Origin of the sequence: Simiduia litorea (genome assembly GCF_042853465.1) — a bacterium.
GTDB classification, from domain to species: Bacteria; Pseudomonadota; Gammaproteobacteria; order Pseudomonadales; family Cellvibrionaceae; genus Simiduia; species Simiduia litorea.
The window spans coordinates 2,480,027-2,496,424 of the sequence record NZ_AP031497.1; the positions used below are offsets into that span (position 1 = coordinate 2,480,027).

Here is a 16,398-nt window from a genome sequence, read left to right on the forward strand (position 1 = left end):
CTATCATTTATCCCTACCGAAAAAAACGATACTGAACACACTCAAAATGCATCAGCTGCGCAACCGCTTGCCATTATTCAACAACCATAAACTCAGGCTAAACAGTGCAACGATAAAAGCCATAACCCCTACCAGAGCGACGCCAACGTCTATATCGCTAACACCCAACACACCGTAGCGAAAAGTGTTTACCACATACAGAATGGGGTTTAATTTTGATACGCCCTGCCAAAATTCAGACAGCAAATCAATAGAATAAAAAACACCGCCGAGATAGGTCAAGGGAGTCAATACAAAGGTAGGCACGATGGAAATATCATCGAAACTGTTTGCAAAAACGGCGTTGATTAACCCCATTAAGCTAAACAATATACTGGTTAACAACACGATCAATAACGTTACCGGTAAATCGTGAATCTGCAACTTAGTGAAAAATAAGGACAACAACGTGACAATGAAGCCAACCGCCAAACCACGGCACACACCACCCGATATGTACCCAGCCAATATGACATAATTCGGTGTTGGCGACACCAACAGCTCTTCAATGCTGTGCTGAAACTTCGCGGAATAAAACGAAGAAACTACATTCGAGTAAGAATTGGTTAGCACAGACATCATGATTAGGCCTGGCACCACAAACTCCATATAAGAAAAGCCACCCATCTCGCCAATTCGACTGCCAATTAAGGCACCAAAAATAACAAAGTAAAGCGCCATGGTAATCGCAGGCGGCACCAGCGTTTGCACCCAAATACGGGTAAAACGCTGAATCTCTTTGCGCACGATTGTCTTATAAGAAACCCACTGGGCAAGTAATTCCATTATTTCCCAGCCTCGCTATTTCGTATGAGGGAGACAAACATTTCTTCAAGGCGGTTAGCCTTGTTGCGCATGCTAACCACCTGAATATTGGCTGACTCCAACGCATTAAAAACCGCGTTCAACGACTGTCCTTTTTCAACTTCAACTTCCAAGGTATGATCATCCGCTTGCAGCACCTGATAAAATGCAATTTCAGGAATCGACACAATAGGCTCCAAGGTATCAATCACAAAAACCTCTTTGTTTAACTGCTTAAGAAGCCCTTTAACACTGGTTTTTTGTATGATCTCACCATGATTTATAATGGCAATATTGCGACATAAGCTTTCAGCTTCTTCTAGATAATGAGTTGTTAAAATGATGGTCGTACCAGCTGCATTAATCTCTTTAAGAAAATCCCACATTGAGCGTCGCAACTCGATATCCACACCCGCAGTTGGCTCATCAAGAATTAATAAACGAGGCTCGTGCACGAGCGCTCGGGCAATCATTAAGCGGCGTTTCATACCACCCGAAAGATTGCGCGAAGGTTGATCGCGCTTATCCCACAACCCCAGTTTAGTTAAGTATTTTTTGGCTTTCTCTTTTGCTTGGTTTTTTGGTATGCCGTAATAGCCAGCTTGATTGACAACGATATCTTCAACCTTTTCGAACTGGCTAAAATTGAACTCCTGCGGAACAATACCTATCTCGCGTTTAGCGGCTGAGAAATCCACATCTATGTCAATTCCAAATATATGTACGCTACCCGAAGATTTTCGAACCAGTGAAGAAAGTATGCCAATAGTGGTGGATTTCCCAGCGCCATTAGGCCCCAATAACGCGAAGAAGTCGCCAGGCTCAATACTTAAGCTGACGCCCTTTAGCGCTTGAAAGCCACCCGCGTAGGTTTTGGTGAGATTTTCAATCTGTAACGCTTTCATAGACTCCTGCCATCTGGGTGAACATCAAAAAACCACACATTTCTAAGACAGAAGCTGTAGGTTACAATAACAGTTGGTATATCTCTAACGCCTTGGAATTAACATGAGCAGCACCAGTAGCCATCTCGAACATCATCAAACGCAACTCAAAGAGCTCGTCGATACTGCATCAAAACTGTTGGCTATGGATAGCTTCATCGAAGAACAACACAATGCTATTCACGAAGCATTATGCAAGCTTTGCAATATGCCAGCAGACCAAGCGTTTTACGAACTTGGCCAAGACACTCTCTGTAAAATTGTGGCCGCTTGGCCTCAATTAACACCCATGATTGCACGCGACTTGTTTTGGTTCTTCGGTGGCGACGGCCTTCATTACATGCCAGATCACGAGATTGCCAACTACCAGAAGCTCGACGAAATGAGATACGAAGCAGAATCTCAGGGTCGGCCCTTTGATTTCACCGCCGCGAAAGGTCAAATATTTGGGCTACATTAATTAAATCAAGCTAAAACCCAGCTTTTCCGTTACCAAGGCAGCAGTAACGAAAAAAAAGGCCCATGCATGCATGGGCCTTTTAATTTGGAGCGGGAAACGAGGTTCGAACTCGCGACCTCAACCTTGGCAAGGTTGCGCTCTACCAGCTGAGCTATTCCCGCAAAAATGGCGTCCCCTAGGGAAGTCGAATCCCTGTTACCGCCGTGAAAGGGCGGTGTCCTAGGCCTCTAGACGAAGGGGACGGAAACTTTGCTTCCTATCCTAGGAAATAAAAAACGCAGCTTACACTATGCTGCGCTTTTACATCTCAATTCGGTAAAATAACCGAATAAAACCCTCATGTATATTAGCAGTGCTATTCAGATGCCAACCTGATATACATAAAGTCAAATTTGGAGCGGGAAACGAGGTTCGAACTCGCGACCTCAACCTTGGCAAGGTTGCGCTCTACCAGCTGAGCTATTCCCGCAAATGGCGTCCCCTAGGGGAGTCGAACCCCTGTTACCGCCGTGAAAGGGCGGTGTCCTAGGCCTCTAGACGAAGGGGACCCGGACCTTCATCAGCAGTTGTGCTGCCGTTGAAGTGGGGCGCATTCTAAGTAGAGGCAGGTAGAGTGTCAACACCTTTCTAGTGTTTTTTACACTTGCTGAAACAATGACTTAGCAACGTCGAGCGTCTCCACCACCAGCACATTCTCAGCGACAGAAGCCGCCGTAGAAGCACCCATTTCCCAAGCACCCAGTTTGGCACAGTTTTTGTGGTGCTAGGCGCCACAAGCGCTATACTTGGCCAAGAGAAACGATACCGATAAGAGCTGCATACTGACGCCCACCTTTGCACAATGGGTGTGCGAACTGGCAAGCGGACGAAATATACCAATAAATGAGGCCTTACCCGACCCTATGTCTGCCATCTATACAGTTGCCACGGTCATAGCCCTAATAGGTGTATTCATCTGCTACGTGTTTATTACTCAATCCCTTGAGAAGAAGCGCAAGCAAAAGCAACGCCTCAGCCAAGCACTGACTCAGAGAGCGAAAGTATTCCGCTATATTCTTAGCGGCTTTCCACCAAACTTTCTCACGAGGGAGTTAACGCTACTGGTTCAGCGCTGTCTAACGGATGTACTACAGCAGTTAGCGCGACTAAACCCTAATGACAAATCCCATATTGAAGAGCTGGCACTCGTCGCTAGCCAAATGCAGGCCACACAACAAAGAAGCGATCAGCACAAACGGCCCACATTACAAAGCCCGCAACAGGTTAAAGATGTAAAAACACACCTGCAAGAACTGTTTAAATTTCTAGCTCACTTGCAGCGAAAAGGTACCATCAAGAAAGTAGAAGCCGATGACTTTGGCCAGCAAATCAAACAATTGGTATTGCAAATATCCATAGATTCTTATGTCTTACAGGCCAAACAAGCCCGTCAAGCAGAAAAGCCGAAGCTTGCCATTCACTATTTTACCCTTGCCCAGAAGCTCATAGACAAAGATGAGTCTGGGCAATACGCCAAGCAGTCGGCAAAACTCAGCCAAATCATCCAGACACTCGAAGCTGATGCGGGCGAACCCGTAACAGCAGCTGAATCTGACGATGGCACGCAAGATAAAGAGTGGCAAGAAATGGAAAAACCCGACAGCTGGAAAAAGAAAAATATCTACGATTAACACTCACATCCTTGTGATGTGTTACCGACTACTGCATGTCTTCAACAATCGCCTGTAACAACTTATTGATGCGCTTTGCATTTGCCCCCAAATCACTCATCCCAACCCGTGATACAGAGCGAACATCAATGACGCTACCTTGATCGCTAGCAGCAACACGCACGACGAGATCATCTTTAAAACCAAAGAATAACGTCTCTTCGATGGCTTCAATGCGACCAGCCGCCTTATCGACATCGGTGATGGTAAAGTTAAGCCCGCGAGCAGCATTGAGGGCCAGATCAAAAGCCGCATCAGGGCTCAAATCGAGCACCAAACTCTTCACAGTATCGCCATAATAAGCCCGCTGCTTTTGTCGTACCTCATCTGCGGGAGCATCTAAACTATTCAAACCCTCCTGCCTATTTTGATACGCGTATCGAAATTCTGGCGGATTATCGAGATCCGTCGATATATTGTGAATAGCGGGAACCTTTAACCCCTGCCCCACCAAAGCAAACACGAAAACCACGGGTAAACCCCCCAGTAGCACCGTGTAAAGCGCCGGCTTAATGGACGCTCGGTATTTCTTCCACCAAACAAAGAGCAACCCAATAAAGCCAATTGCAGTCACCAACATCACCGCTTGCAAAGCGCGAACAAAGGTCATAAAGGCAAGCCGAAACTCAACCACCTCAAGTTTGTTCGCTAACATACCCGCTACCATTACCAACAACAAAACACATTGCAGCCATAACAACCAACGCAACCAAGGCTTATTCATATAACGCTCCTAATCAAAAACAGTAAGGGACAAAGTCTTGCTGATAAACGCTAAGGGCAAGCCACTTTCCAGCTGCCACAGATTAAACGCCTCCTGCACACGCACTAAATCTTTTTTAGCGGTGGGCATTTTGCTGACAATACCATCGTGCTTGAGTGCCGCTACCACGTCATCCGTTAATATGAAGGTGTCTTTTCCGACCATGCGGAGAAACCGTGCACCCGAGTGACCACCTAACTGGTTACCCTGTTTTTTTAACCAAGCCCAAAGGCCAATAATATCGTCGCTCGGCCATTCAGCAATAAACCGACCGAAACTACCGTGAAGCTTCGCCGTCTGCGTTACCATGACAGCGTTGGCGCGCACCGAGCGAATCTTACCCAAATGGCGAATAATCGCCGGGTTACTCGCTAAACGCTCTAGCTGTTCGTCTGACATCAATTGTACTTTTTCAGGATCAAAGCCCCAAAACGCTTGCTCAAAGGCCGGCCACTTAGCATCGACCATGGCGTGCTTAAGCCCAGCGCGAAACACACGGCGAGCCAATTCCGACAAAAATCGATCGTCACCCAACTGAGCCAATGCCGCCCTACTTCTCAACTCAGGCATTAGCGCGGCTACTGCGCGGCTGCCACCTTTATGGAGCTCGGCTATCGCATTAATCTCTTCAAAAGACCTCACTCCTCGCCCTCACTGTGTCGCGCGTCAGCCTTCGCTCCATCCTTTTCATGCGTTATAGAAGCAGAGTTGATGCAATAGCGTTCACCGGTAGGCTGAGGCCCGTCAGGAAAAACGTGGCCCAAATGACAACCGCAGTTACGGCAGGTGACTTCCGTACGTAGCATGCCGTGGCTGGAATCCATCACCTCTTTAATATTGCCCTTAACCAACGGCGCGTAAAAACTTGGCCAACCACAACCGGCGTCAAACTTAGTAGCCGCATCGAATAGCTGCTCGCCACAGCACTTGCAATGGTAAAGGCCAGGGCGCTTTTCATCCCAATACCGGCCAGTGAACGGCCGCTCCGTGCCTTTTTCTCGACACACGTAATATTCTTCTGGCGTTAAGGTAGATCGCCAAAAGCCGTCGTCATTTTTACTCTCATCTGACATAATCGCCCCCCTAAAACAACAAATGCGCTAAATTTGCGCTTTTTTATTACTTTCGTTCCACAGAAACCTGATACGGGCAGTCTACTGCATATGGACCACATCTATAAATCCAACAAACTGCACGGCGTTTGCTACGAAATTCGCGGCCCAGTGCTCGAGCATGCACACCGCCTTGAGGAAGAAGGCCACCGCATTTTAAAGCTAAACATCGGCAACCCAGCGCCCTTTGGCTTTGAAGCCCCTGATGAAATCATCTTGGATGTGATCTACAACCTGCGCAACGCGCAAGGCTACACAGAATCAAAAGGCCTGTTTGCCGCCCGTAAGGCTATCATGCAAGAGTGCCAAACACTCGGTATACCGAATGTAGACATTGACGATATCTACCTCGGCAACGGTGTTTCTGAGCTGATTGTGATGGCCATGCAGGCGCTACTCAACAATGGCGATGAAATTTTAGTACCGGCGCCAGATTATCCACTATGGACGGCTGCGGTAAAACTCGCCGGTGGCAACCCTGTACATTATTTATGCGATGAGCAAGCTGATTGGTACCCGGATATCGACGATATCAAGGCCAAAATTACCGACAAAACTCGCGGCATCGTCATCATCAATCCAAACAACCCCACCGGCACCGTGTACAGTAAAGACATGCTGGAACAATTGGTAAAACTTGCCAGCGAGCACAAGCTGGTTATTTTTGCCGACGAAATCTACAGCAAAATATTATACGATGAGGCCGAGTTTATTCCAGTCGGACGGCTGGTTGAAGACGTGCTGTGCTTGAGCTTTAACGGTCTTTCGAAAAACTATCGCCTAGCCGGTTTTAGAGCGGGCTGGATGGTACTTAATGGCGCAAAACACAAGGCTAAAGGCTATATCGAAGGCTTGAATATGCTAGCCTCCATGCGCTTATGTGCAAATGTGCCGGCTATGTATGCCATTCAAACCGCGCTGGGCGGCTATCAATCGATCAAAGAGCTGATCGCACCCGGCGGTCGCCTATACGAGCAACGCGAAGCCGCCTTTAACACGCTGTCAAAAATTCCGGGCGTTAGCTGTGTGAAGCCCAAGGGTGCACTCTACATGTTCCCAAAAATTGATTTAAGCCAATGCAACATAAAAGATGATCAACAAATGGTTTTAGATTTCCTGTTGCAGGAAAAAATACTGATCGTGCAAGGCACCGCTTTTAATTGGCCAACACCCGATCACTTCCGCGTGGTATTTTTACCCCGCCAAGACGAGATCACTAACGCCTTAACGCGTTTTGGAAAATTCATAGGACGCTACAGCCAAGACACATGAGTGATATTCACATCGACGATTTCTACAAGGACAGCGCCCTCATTTTAAGCCAGCTGTTCGCCTTCTTCCCACGCCCAAACGCAGTCTATGTGGAAGATATTGCCGGCGCCGATCACACTGATGATTTTGGTTTACATAGTCAACGCCATATGGCCTGCTTAGGCGCCATGTTGTGGCTAGCACAGGCTGGTTATTTACACTATGCCGACACCATTCGGCAGGAGGCGATAGACCAAGCAGTACTCAGTCACAAAGGCTTCACGCTGCTATCATCGCCCTGCGAAGACCCCGCGAGCCTTAGCCTTGTGGCAAAGCTTGCGCCAGCAGAAAATCTCCCACCGTCTGTTATCCAAGAGCGCTATTCAAATATCAATGTCATGCGAACCCTTGTCGCCCAAGCAACATCGGGGGATATTCGGCAATTCATGACTTATTTGATGAATTGCTCGCGCGGCCATTAGGTAGCGCGCTAAAAACCATAATTAAAGCGAAAAATGTAACAGCTTTAGCGCCTTTTCCGTCTCCACGTCGGGAAAGTCGCCGCTAAAGGGCAGGCGCCCGATAAAGTTTGCCGAAGGGCAAAATTCGTCGAACTGCTGGCGCAAGAAGCCTACATCGAGTTCAGGCGCATTCAAACACGCCAACACATCGCCCCCCGGCACCAATAATTCCGGCAATCGGCGTAGCAGTTTTGCATAATCCTTCTCCGCAACAAAACTACCCCGCTGAAAAGAAGGAGGATCGAGAATCACAATATCGTAAGGCCCCGACTTTTTTATGCGCCCCCAAGACTTTAAAATGTTTTCAGCCAAAAAAGATACGCCACGCAATGGCAGATTATTAATCCTGTGGTTATTCCGCCCTCTATTGAGCGCACTACTGCTCATATCAACATTAAACACTGAGACTGCTCCAGCAGCCTCGGCCACCACTGAAAACGCGCAGGTATATGCAAACAAATTAAGCACCCGCTTTCCTCTGCAACGCTGCTCTAACCATTGCCGCCCGGGCTCCATATCGAGGAAAAAACCCACGTTTTGACGATCGCCTAAACTCAACGCGTACTTTAGTCCCTTACGCTGTGCAAACACCTGATCGGGAAGTTCACCCTGCACCACTTGAATCGGCGTATCCGGTCGATAGCGGTGCTGCAGTAATACGCCCGCCATTTTTCCATGATTGGCACCTTCGGTTAAAACTCTAAGTAAACGGTTAAGCCAATCTGCAGCTGGCTCTTTAAATAAAGTCACCAGCAAAATCGGCGCATACCAATCCACTGTTAACATCTCTAAACCCGGGTAGGCATTGCCTCTACCGTGAAATACACGGTAGCTTTCTACACCCGAATCATTATCAACATCTGCCGACGAGTGCGATCTGTGTAATTTTGCGATCAATAAATTCATCTTTTCGCGCAAAGGTTCAAACATGTTGCGCTCCATAACCCAGCGGATAAAGCACACAATCACGATACCCCGTAATGACGGGAATATAACCCTGCCACTGCTTATCCAATACAGGGTCATTACTATCTATCAGCAAAGGCCGCCCCGACAAAGCTTCAAGTTTGGTCTTGGTTGCCACGACAATGAGATTTTCCTTACCAACTTTTTCTAACAGTATCGGGGTTAACTGCTGATTCCCGCGGCCAATGATATGACCCTGACCGCCAATGGCTGTGATGACTAATTTAACAGGACCCGGGTGCGAAAATACGGCGTCTTGCAACGCCTTCGCTGCGACGTCTTTAGCAATTATTTGCTTATTGAGCACCAAATCTACGCCCAACAAACTGGCCTCCAAGCCAAGCGCATCGGTAATCGCAAAGGTGGTGGAGCCGGGGGCAAATATATACAGCGTATCAGCGTCCATCGACTCAATCACGTCTGCAGCAATATCGTCGAGCACTAAGGCTTCAACCTCTCGCCCGCCCTGCTTCACCGCTTGCACATAGCGCGGCTCTGAGGGAACCAACAGTTCGCCATAATATTTTGATTGCACCTGTCCCTTTCGAAATAACACCTCGTCGATATCGCGAACCTCACATAAAGACAACGACACTAACTCGCCTCGATTGAGTTGAATAATGATTTCTGCAGCGGCCTCAGGAGCAATGGCATAGACGCCCGAATGCATTTTCACACCACTCGGCAAACCCAGCACGGCCTGCGTCGAACCCACGGCCTCATAAATATTACGCGCCGTGCCATCGCCGCCAACAAAAAGAATGAGATCTACACCTAGATCGCGCAACGTCGTAGCCGCCGCCTGAGTATCGGCCGCCGTGGAAGGCACGGATGACGGAGAACCAATCACCTCGGGCGCTAAACCAGCAGAAAGAGCAACATCTTCCCCCAACTCCCCAGCGAAGCAAAAGACCTCGAGAGGTAAATCTTTGAGACGTTGGAGGGTGCGCTTGGCGCGGGCCGGCGCGCGGAACTCCGCACCACGTTCAAACGCAATATCCACTGTCGCGCTACCGTCGCTTCCCTTCAAGCCAACAGAACCGCCAAGACCTGCATAAGCATTAACGATGAGGCCCAACCTAAATTTTCGATGCAATATCAACGGAAACTGCGTGTGCATAAGTGCCTACTTTCGATGTAAATATTTAACTACCAGCTAATTTAAAGCGGCGCAACGCTTACGTCTTCACCGACTAAATTATAAAAATGGAAAGCCCAAGGTTTCCAAACATTGACGCGCTGCAAGATCTGAAGGTTTATCAACGGGTGAAGTAAAACGAAACTCTCGGCGCTCTGGATAGTTCCTACGTAATTGATCAAAGCCTCGCTCAACATCTTCCCTACTTGAGGCATTGTTTACTAAATTTCGTAAGCGCTGATCATCACTGGCAATATCGTAGCTTTGTAAAATAATTTTCCGCACTTGCTGCCAAGCCTCGGAGGACAATGGTAGTGGCCTAGAGCAGCTGGGTGTCACCACGTTTGATGCAGGCTCACTCGATATTGCCGCGCCCCAAAACTGAGCCAGCGCTGTGGATATCATCCGAGTGCCCATCACCTTACCATCCCAAGAGTAACCGGCGATATGTGGGGTACCGATAGCCGCTTGCGCAAGTAGTTCTTTACAAACCCAAGGCTCATGCGCCCATACATCCAGTATCAGTCTTAAATCCGAGCGCTGTTTTTTTACAGTAAGTAAATCTTCGTTATTGACAACAGCGCCTCGCCCTGCACTGACGAGCAATGCTCCGGGCTTCAATTGCATCAACTCATCAGCGGCAATCATATACTGAGTTGGGAATTCACCGTCGCGGGTTAAAGGCGCGTGGATACAAATAACATCACAACTTAAAACATCACTTAAGCTACCCATAATGGGGAATTTATTTTGATCGATAAGGGGGTCGTAGCCCACGACCTCAGCACCTAAATTTGACAAGGCACGATAAACACTGCCCCCTACATTACCGCAGCCCACTACGCCGAAACTGAGGTTTTGCCAATCCACCTCGGCGTAAGCTAAAGCGGCAATAACATATTCCACAACCGAGTTAGCATTGCAACCAGGGGCACTGGAAAAACCTATCCTTTGGCTTGTTAGCCAGTGCTTATCGATATGATCCGTACCGATAGTACATGTGCCAACAAACTCAACTTGGCTAGCAGACAACAAGGTGGCATTTACCTTCGTTACAGAGCGAACGATTAATGCCTTGGCATCACCTAAATCCGCCGCGGTTAAATTGCGGCCCGCAAAGCGCTCTACCCGACCAAAGTTTTCAAAATACAACTCTGCTTCGGGAATATTTTCATCAACAAGGATTAAGGGTTTCATGGCGCGACAATTTCCACAACGTAATTAAGAGAGTTCTTTCGAGCAATTCATTCAGAGCGCAGCATGTGGGCGCGCAGTAACTTTTTGTTCAAATTTTTGATCCCCAACTGGTCAAACAACGCTTGCGCTAGATCGATATCAATAGGTTTAAGCTCAACTTCAGTAACACTGGCGATTAACGGTATGTCGCAAACAACCTTAGCCAAAGTTTGCACTAGGGATATTTGTTCAGCGAAGGCCTCTAACTTACCGGCAAGTTGCTTCGCACCTCGAACATCCACAGTGAGTAACTTAGCCGGGTTTAGCTGCCAATAACTCAGCGCTCGGCCATCAGCTAATAAAGTTGCAGCGGTCTTTTTGCCAATGCTAGGTACGCCAGGGATATCGTCACTGGCATCGCCAACCAAGGCTAAGTAATCAACCAATTGCTCGGGCCAAACACCAAATTTTTTAGCGACATCAGGCCGATAACTTTTAACATCGGCGGCGTAATCCCATAGGTAGTCTTGTTTGCGTGTCAGCAATTGGCTTAAATCTTTATCGCGACTCAATATTGCCACTGGCTCACTATCAGTCTTGAAGCTGGTTAGCAATGAACCAATTAAATCATCCGCTTCATACTCAGCGCTAGAAAACGTCGAGAAACCAAGTGCAGCAGCAACCTCTTGGCACATCAACAGCTGAAACCCCAAGGCTTCATCGGGTAATGCACGGCTAGACTTATAATCGGGATAAATTCTATGCCGAAAACCCGTTTCCAAGCTTTCATCAAAACACACGCCAACGTGGCTGGGCTGGCGAATACGTAAATCCAACAAGAAGTTAGCAAAACCATAAACGGCTTCAGTGTCGTAGCCACTTTTGCTTTGCCAATTCGGCGGAAAGGAAAAATAGGCCCTAAAGATGTAGATAGACGCATCAACTAACCATCGCCGAGAGGCAGGCTTAGAATTATTTGTTATATCCATGAAAATTATAGTGTGCAGCTGTTACCGCAGAGCAAGAGGTTGAACACCTCTTCCGCTAGACCGTTAAAACCGAGCCAAATTACCGCCAAAAAGCTCAAATTTTAACCTACTGTTTTCCGAACCCTGCCTGTTTATACAAAGTTGGAATATCAGGAGTATGGCGCAAACTTAGCCCCTTGTGTACCCGCTCGATAGGATTTAACGTATGGTCAGATACAAGGTGCTTTGCAATTACCGACTGGTGCATGTCATTACAAGGTCTTTCGCCACTCGCGCCCGCAGGGGTTATCGTCTCAGGAGGTCATTTTATGCGTTCCTCATCTGACCACAGCAACCACAACGTGTTCGACTTCTTTACCGGCAAACGCATCGACGACGCACGTCGCGAGCGCTTTATCCGTATATCGCCAGAACTCGATGGGCTCGAAATTCTCTACGCCAACGACTCCGATAAACATAAATTGTTTAGCCTAAAAATTCTTTGTTGGGCATTAAGGGAAAACGGCGAGGTTGTTGGACTAGTCCCATGGCTTAATAATATTGTTGCCTGCCCAGAAATTAATGATCCACTCAACGGAAAATTCGAAGGTTATTATGACCCTGGCCTCGAAGAAATTTTCCATCACGCGCCCATCCACAAAATTGTCGAGCTGGAGTCCGCGGCAGAATATTATGAAAGCAGCGCAGACAGCCCAGATGCCATAGTGCAAGAGATTCCCGATACTATAGGCACGCACGCGGTATTATCCAAGCGTGGCTCTCATAGCCTGACCCTATCGGAGGTCGTGAGCTGGCGCCTGCACTTTGATGGCAGCATCAGCGGGATGTTGGTAGACCCAGAGCAAGTCGCGAGTACACCCGTGTTGCCGGGGGATAGCTGTTTATTTGCGGCGGACACCTGCGATAGCTTTCGCTATTATTTTCAACATCAAATCGCCAATAAAATTAAGTCGCAAGATCCCGAAGCGATCGCCGCGATATCAGCCCTTGTCGACGAAGGCAGTTAGCCGGTCTTTTCTAATAAATAGTAATATTTCCCATCCCGTTCACCGCTAACAACGAGCCTATGGCCTAGAAACTGACAAAATTTTGGAATATCCCTGCCAGTCGACGGGTCGGTGGCAAGCACCAGTATTTTGTCGTCTGGCGCGGCATCCCGCACGACATTGTGCAAGAGCATAACCGGCTCAGGGCAAAACAACCCACACGTATCCAAGGTATGCTGTGCCTGCGCTTGAACATCAGCCCAACTTAGTTCTGACATAAATAACGTCCTGATATCAGTTTCATTAGCCGTTAGATCTTGATAAATACTGGCAATCGCCGTTAAATTGGTCACTTTGCTATTGCTGAGAAATATTTACCATGATTCATGTATTAATTGAACGCTTAATCGCTCACGACATGCCAGAGACCTATGAACTGGCAGCGCGTAGCACCCTACATCAAGCGTTTCAAGCCGAGGGGTTTATTCGCGGCGAAACTTTCACCGATATCGAAAATCCCTTACACCGCTTCGTCATGTGCAAATTTCGCACCTTGCGCGACTGGCAGACTTGGGCCGAAAGTGACGCTCGCCGCGATATGATGAACCAAATTAATCCCACCTTAGCCGAACCCGAAAAAGTTACGCTGCTAGAAAACTAATAGGGGATAATTAAGTCAGCTTGGTTTAACGCGATAGTCTTCGCGCTATCACTGTGATCTCTTCGCGATCGTGATAAAGCTGGCGCGCACGTATAGCCACCGGTGTGCCAGCGGCCTCGCATTCAGACTCAACGCGGAGCAATAACTTTTGCACTTCTTGGTAGCGCTGCTTCATCGGCAACTTCAAATTGAATATTGCTTTATAGCAATTACCTTGAACAAACCAGCGCACAATCATCGCGGCCACACGGGCAGGTTTATCGACAATATCGCACACTAACCAATCCACGGGCTTGCGCGGTTCAAATTGAAAACCGTCAACTTTATGATGGGTCACCTGCCCCGTTTCCATCAGCTCATTTTGCATTGGCCCGTTATCCACAGCTTCTACGAACATACCACGCTGTACCAACAGCCAAGTCCACCCGCCGGGCGCTGCACCCAAATCGACGGCTTTCATGCTACCCTGCAATTCCTTATCCCAATTATCGCGAGGGATAAACTGATGCCAAGCCTCCTCGAGTTTTAAGGTGGCGCGGCTTGGTGACTCTTTCGGTAGTTTCAAGCGCGGGATTCCCATCGCCCATGGCGAGCGATTGGTCTTTGGGCTAACCCCTAAATACGCAGATTCCGTGGACGTAAACAGCAAATGTAAGCAGTACTTCCCTTTGCGCTGAATCATGTTTTTCTTTTCAAGTGCTCGCGCCAGCGGCGTCGAAAACTTTTTAGCTAAACCCGACAACTCTTTACCTTCATTGGTATCCACTGTTTCTACCAACCAATCACTGCACAAAGGCAATTCGCGCGTCGCCGCCAAAATGGGGGTAAGGCGATCAGCAACCGGTAACTGAGTTAGCTCGCCCCGTGTAACAAACCATTGCCGGGTAAAAATCAGCCGCTCAAAATCAAGATTATCGATAAGTTGTAAGGCACCTTCGGGCTCGTGGGTCACGAAAATAACGCAGGCGCTGTGCGCTTTGGCTTTGGCGTAGCCAAATACACCCAAGTCACTGGCTAACTCAGAAATTTCTGCGGCACACTCACCCTCAAATCCACCGCGACAATGTAAAAACAAATGATTCATTCTATAACTCTATTGGCTTTAGTTTTGATGAGCGACATAATCGGTGGTAAAAGCGGCGATAAGCTGTGCCGTACGCTGAAGATGGTCGAGGTGCGTAAAACCCGATTTAACTCTGGGCTTCAAATCGTGATCGCCATCAGGCAACCAGTGCAACAACACCCGCTCAGGTAACACCAAGGCGTCAAACTCTGCTCGATTGCCGAGCAAATCCCTTTCGCCCTGTACAATTAACAGCGGACATTGGCGCGCAAGCAAGGGCTCCAGCCTGAGCTTCTCAGGCTTACCCACAGGATGCAGCGGGTAACCTAAGGCTATCACCGCACTAACCTCCTGGCACGCCAACATGGCCGCAACACGTCCGCCCATCGATTTACCGGCAACGAACAAAGGCAATTGATCAAATGCTGACCAAACCGAAACTTGCTGCTCTAAAAATTCCAATAATTGCGGCATTGGGTTGGGCGGACGACGCTTACCGGTTAACCGGCGCTCTGCCATGTAGGGAAACTCGACGCGCACCACATCGAGACCCTGGCCAGATAATAGCGCTGCCATCGTATCCATAAATTGGCTGTCCATGGGAGCGCCGGCACCATGGCAAAAAAGAACACGTGCAGTGGGCTGCTTGGGGCTATTGCGCAGCGAGCCTGAAGCTACTGTTTTGGACATAAACCAGTCACGCATAAAAAGAGAGGCATTATAGCCTCTCTTTCCCCGCCAACCCCAACATATCTAGTCCGCTATCTGTGCCTGCCTCTGCAGCTCTTCGTACTGTTGACGGGTCAAAATATTGGCCTGCTCCTCAGCGAGATTATAAACAATCAAGACATCACGCCTGTGCAACTGAGACTTAACTTGACTGACCTTTTGGGCAAGATTGATCTCTTCCTGCCCATAGTCTGTGCCATCGCGGGTTACAAATTCTTCAATGAGGCCCTGTAACGCATCTTCTGGCAATTGGTCGACGGGAATGACAATCATCATTTACTCAGGCTTACGAAAGCGCAAGGTCATGCGGTCGCTCTCACCAATGGCCAAGTACTTATCCTTGTCTTCATCCTGTAGCGCCAATGATGGCGGTAAGGTCCAAACACCTTTGGGGTGGTTGGCGGTATCCTTAGCATTGGCATTCACGTCACTTTTTCCATCCAAGACAAAGCCCGCTTTTTCAGCTAGGCGAATGACTTCAGCCTCTGTCACATAGCCAGATACCTTCATGGCCTCCAAGCTAGTGCCGGGCTTGGCACGATGTTCCACTACACCTAAAACACCGCCTTTGGCTAACATGGCGTAAAAGTCGGCAAATGCCTGCTCGCCATGACCTGCTTTTATCCAATTATGCACATTGCGAAAGGTCAGCACCTTGTCAACACCACCCAAAGGGCCTGCGGCTGCCGGATTACCTGCAATAAATTCCGTGACATTTACCTTGTCGTAAACACTCGGCTCAGCGGCCAATTTCTCTAAAAAGGCCTGCCTTGAGCGCTGGTAATAAGGAACATCCGATTGAGCAGGAAAATGGGCGGCGTAAAGCACACCGTTTTGGCGCAAGGCTGGCGCCAGTATCTCTGTGTACCAACCGCCGCCAGGTGAAATTTCAATCACTTTATCGCTGGCTTTTAAGCCGAAGAAGGCCAGAGTTTCTGCAGGATGACGGGCTTCGTCGCGCGCACTGGACGCCTCGCTACGATGCTCGCCGGTGATAGCTGTTTGCAATGGATCGGCCGTGCCAAACATAGGCGCGACAGCAAGCAGGATGACCGAACAAGTTTTAATAATCCGAGACAGCATGTTC

The 16,398-nt window shown here is 48.4% G+C and carries 20 protein-coding genes and 4 tRNA genes; 6 read left to right on the plus strand and 18 right to left on the minus strand.

Translation table 11 applies throughout. From position 1 onward, the window contains the following. Window positions 1–51 precede the first annotated feature (51 nt). Together ACGHTT_RS11055 and ACGHTT_RS11060 are read right to left on the minus strand one after the other, a co-directional pair. Entirely contained in the window at window positions 52–825 is a 774-nt protein-coding gene (locus ACGHTT_RS11055) for an ABC transporter permease (RefSeq protein WP_390590553.1), read from the minus strand. Further along, the gene (locus ACGHTT_RS11060) at window positions 825–1,748 is read right to left on the minus strand and encodes an ABC transporter ATP-binding protein (protein WP_390590554.1); all 924 of its coding nucleotides are present in this window, start codon (window positions 1,746–1,748) and stop codon (window positions 825–827) included. The genes ACGHTT_RS11055 and ACGHTT_RS11060 overlap by 1 nt, the downstream gene beginning before the upstream one ends. Before the next feature lie 103 nt (window positions 1,749–1,851). On the opposite strand from ACGHTT_RS11060, the gene ACGHTT_RS11065 reads away from it, so the two are divergent. Then, window positions 1,852–2,247 carry a PA2817 family protein gene (locus ACGHTT_RS11065; protein WP_390590557.1) on the plus strand — a complete coding sequence of 132 codons (396 nt, stop codon included), beginning with the start codon at window positions 1,852–1,854 and terminating at the stop codon, window positions 2,245–2,247. An 85-nt stretch (window positions 2,248–2,332) separates the two neighbouring features. Here the strand turns inward: ACGHTT_RS11065 and ACGHTT_RS11070 are convergent. The 4 genes from ACGHTT_RS11070 to ACGHTT_RS11085 form a co-directional block, all read right to left on the minus strand. After that, a tRNA-Gly gene (locus tag ACGHTT_RS11070) sits at window positions 2,333–2,408 on the minus strand. Between the two features lie 5 nt (window positions 2,409–2,413). Then, window positions 2,414–2,489, minus strand: a tRNA-Glu gene (locus ACGHTT_RS11075). Window positions 2,490–2,640: 151 nt separating this feature from the next. After that, a tRNA-Gly gene (locus ACGHTT_RS11080) sits at window positions 2,641–2,716 on the minus strand. Window positions 2,717–2,719: 3 nt separating this feature from the next. After that, window positions 2,720–2,795, minus strand: a tRNA-Glu gene (locus ACGHTT_RS11085). Window positions 2,796–3,032: 237 nt separating this feature from the next. Here ACGHTT_RS11085 and ACGHTT_RS11090 point away from each other — a divergent pair. Next, window positions 3,033–3,917: a hypothetical protein gene (locus ACGHTT_RS11090; RefSeq protein ID WP_390590558.1), complete on the plus strand. Its 885-nt coding sequence runs from the start codon at window positions 3,033–3,035 to the stop codon at window positions 3,915–3,917. A 28-nt stretch (window positions 3,918–3,945) separates the two neighbouring features. Here the strand turns inward: ACGHTT_RS11090 and ACGHTT_RS11095 are convergent, their stop codons facing one another. From ACGHTT_RS11095 to msrB, 3 genes are read right to left on the minus strand one after another with little or no spacing between them, the layout of a single operon-like run. Continuing rightward, entirely contained in the window at window positions 3,946–4,680 is a 735-nt protein-coding gene (locus tag ACGHTT_RS11095; protein ID WP_390590559.1) for a DUF1499 domain-containing protein, read from the minus strand. Window positions 4,681–4,689: 9 nt separating this feature from the next. Then, complete coding sequence (locus ACGHTT_RS11100; RefSeq protein ID WP_390590560.1) at window positions 4,690–5,361, minus strand: DNA-3-methyladenine glycosylase I; 672 nt, start codon at window positions 5,359–5,361, stop codon at window positions 4,690–4,692. After that, the gene (gene msrB, locus ACGHTT_RS11105) at window positions 5,358–5,792 is read right to left on the minus strand and encodes a peptide-methionine (R)-S-oxide reductase MsrB (RefSeq protein ID WP_390590561.1); all 435 of its coding nucleotides are present in this window, start codon (window positions 5,790–5,792) and stop codon (window positions 5,358–5,360) included. Before msrB ends, ACGHTT_RS11100 begins: the two co-directional genes overlap by 4 nt. Before the next feature lie 90 nt (window positions 5,793–5,882). Between msrB and ACGHTT_RS11110 the strand changes: the two genes are divergently transcribed. Both ACGHTT_RS11110 and ACGHTT_RS11115 read left to right on the plus strand, forming a co-directional pair. After that, window positions 5,883–7,103 (plus strand): pyridoxal phosphate-dependent aminotransferase, encoded by a 1,221-nt coding sequence (locus ACGHTT_RS11110; protein ID WP_390595039.1) that lies wholly within the window; start codon window positions 5,883–5,885, stop codon window positions 7,101–7,103. After that, on the plus strand, window positions 7,100–7,564 hold the full coding sequence (locus tag ACGHTT_RS11115; RefSeq protein WP_390590562.1) for a hypothetical protein: 465 nt from the start codon (window positions 7,100–7,102) through the stop codon (window positions 7,562–7,564). The genes ACGHTT_RS11110 and ACGHTT_RS11115 overlap by 4 nt, the downstream gene beginning before the upstream one ends. A 21-nt stretch (window positions 7,565–7,585) precedes the next feature. On the opposite strand, the gene ACGHTT_RS11120 is transcribed toward ACGHTT_RS11115, so the two are convergent. From ACGHTT_RS11120 to ACGHTT_RS11135, 4 genes are all read right to left on the minus strand, one after another. Next, window positions 7,586–8,533 carry a class I SAM-dependent methyltransferase gene (locus tag ACGHTT_RS11120; RefSeq protein WP_390590563.1) on the minus strand — a complete coding sequence of 316 codons (948 nt, stop codon included), beginning with the start codon at window positions 8,531–8,533 and terminating at the stop codon, window positions 7,586–7,588. Continuing rightward, window positions 8,526–9,689 carry an ATP-NAD kinase family protein gene (locus tag ACGHTT_RS11125; protein WP_390590565.1) on the minus strand — a complete coding sequence of 388 codons (1,164 nt, stop codon included), beginning with the start codon at window positions 9,687–9,689 and terminating at the stop codon, window positions 8,526–8,528. The genes ACGHTT_RS11120 and ACGHTT_RS11125 overlap by 8 nt, the downstream gene beginning before the upstream one ends. A gap of 78 nt (window positions 9,690–9,767) precedes the next feature. Then, window positions 9,768–10,904 carry a 4-phosphoerythronate dehydrogenase gene (locus ACGHTT_RS11130; RefSeq protein WP_390590567.1) on the minus strand — a complete coding sequence of 379 codons (1,137 nt, stop codon included), beginning with the start codon at window positions 10,902–10,904 and terminating at the stop codon, window positions 9,768–9,770. Between the two features lie 47 nt (window positions 10,905–10,951). Next, window positions 10,952–11,872, minus strand: a complete 921-nt coding sequence (locus ACGHTT_RS11135; RefSeq protein ID WP_390590568.1) for a 5'-3' exonuclease H3TH domain-containing protein — start codon at window positions 11,870–11,872, stop codon at window positions 10,952–10,954. A 308-nt stretch (window positions 11,873–12,180) separates the two neighbouring features. Here ACGHTT_RS11135 and ACGHTT_RS11140 point away from each other — a divergent pair, with 308 nt between their 5' ends. Next, a complete protein-coding gene (locus ACGHTT_RS11140; RefSeq protein WP_390590569.1) occupies window positions 12,181–12,879 on the plus strand; it encodes a hypothetical protein in 699 nt (232 codons plus the stop codon). Here the strand turns inward: ACGHTT_RS11140 and tusA are convergent. After that, window positions 12,876–13,136: a sulfurtransferase TusA gene (gene tusA, locus ACGHTT_RS11145; protein ID WP_390590570.1), complete on the minus strand. Its 261-nt coding sequence runs from the start codon at window positions 13,134–13,136 to the stop codon at window positions 12,876–12,878. The two genes, ACGHTT_RS11140 and tusA, sit on opposite strands and share 4 nt — an antisense overlap. A gap of 101 nt (window positions 13,137–13,237) precedes the next feature. Between tusA and ACGHTT_RS11150 the strand changes: the two genes are divergently transcribed. Next, on the plus strand, window positions 13,238–13,519 hold the full coding sequence (locus tag ACGHTT_RS11150) for an antibiotic biosynthesis monooxygenase family protein (protein ID WP_390590571.1): 282 nt from the start codon (window positions 13,238–13,240) through the stop codon (window positions 13,517–13,519). 25 nt (window positions 13,520–13,544) lie between these two features. On the opposite strand, the gene rlmM is transcribed toward ACGHTT_RS11150, so the two are convergent. The 4 genes from rlmM to ACGHTT_RS11170 are packed head-to-tail and all read right to left on the minus strand — an operon-like array spanning window position 13,545 to window position 16,394. Then, complete coding sequence (gene rlmM, locus ACGHTT_RS11155; RefSeq protein ID WP_390590573.1) at window positions 13,545–14,603, minus strand: 23S rRNA (cytidine(2498)-2'-O)-methyltransferase RlmM; 1,059 nt, start codon at window positions 14,601–14,603, stop codon at window positions 13,545–13,547. 18 nt (window positions 14,604–14,621) lie between these two features. Continuing rightward, window positions 14,622–15,287, minus strand: a complete 666-nt coding sequence (locus ACGHTT_RS11160) for an alpha/beta family hydrolase (RefSeq protein ID WP_390590574.1) — start codon at window positions 15,285–15,287, stop codon at window positions 14,622–14,624. A gap of 48 nt (window positions 15,288–15,335) precedes the next feature. Then, the gene (locus tag ACGHTT_RS11165) at window positions 15,336–15,587 is read right to left on the minus strand and encodes a YheU family protein (RefSeq protein WP_390590575.1); all 252 of its coding nucleotides are present in this window, start codon (window positions 15,585–15,587) and stop codon (window positions 15,336–15,338) included. Continuing rightward, on the minus strand, window positions 15,588–16,394 hold the full coding sequence (locus ACGHTT_RS11170) for a class I SAM-dependent methyltransferase (protein WP_390590577.1): 807 nt from the start codon (window positions 16,392–16,394) through the stop codon (window positions 15,588–15,590). Window positions 16,395–16,398: the final 4 nt, after the last annotated feature.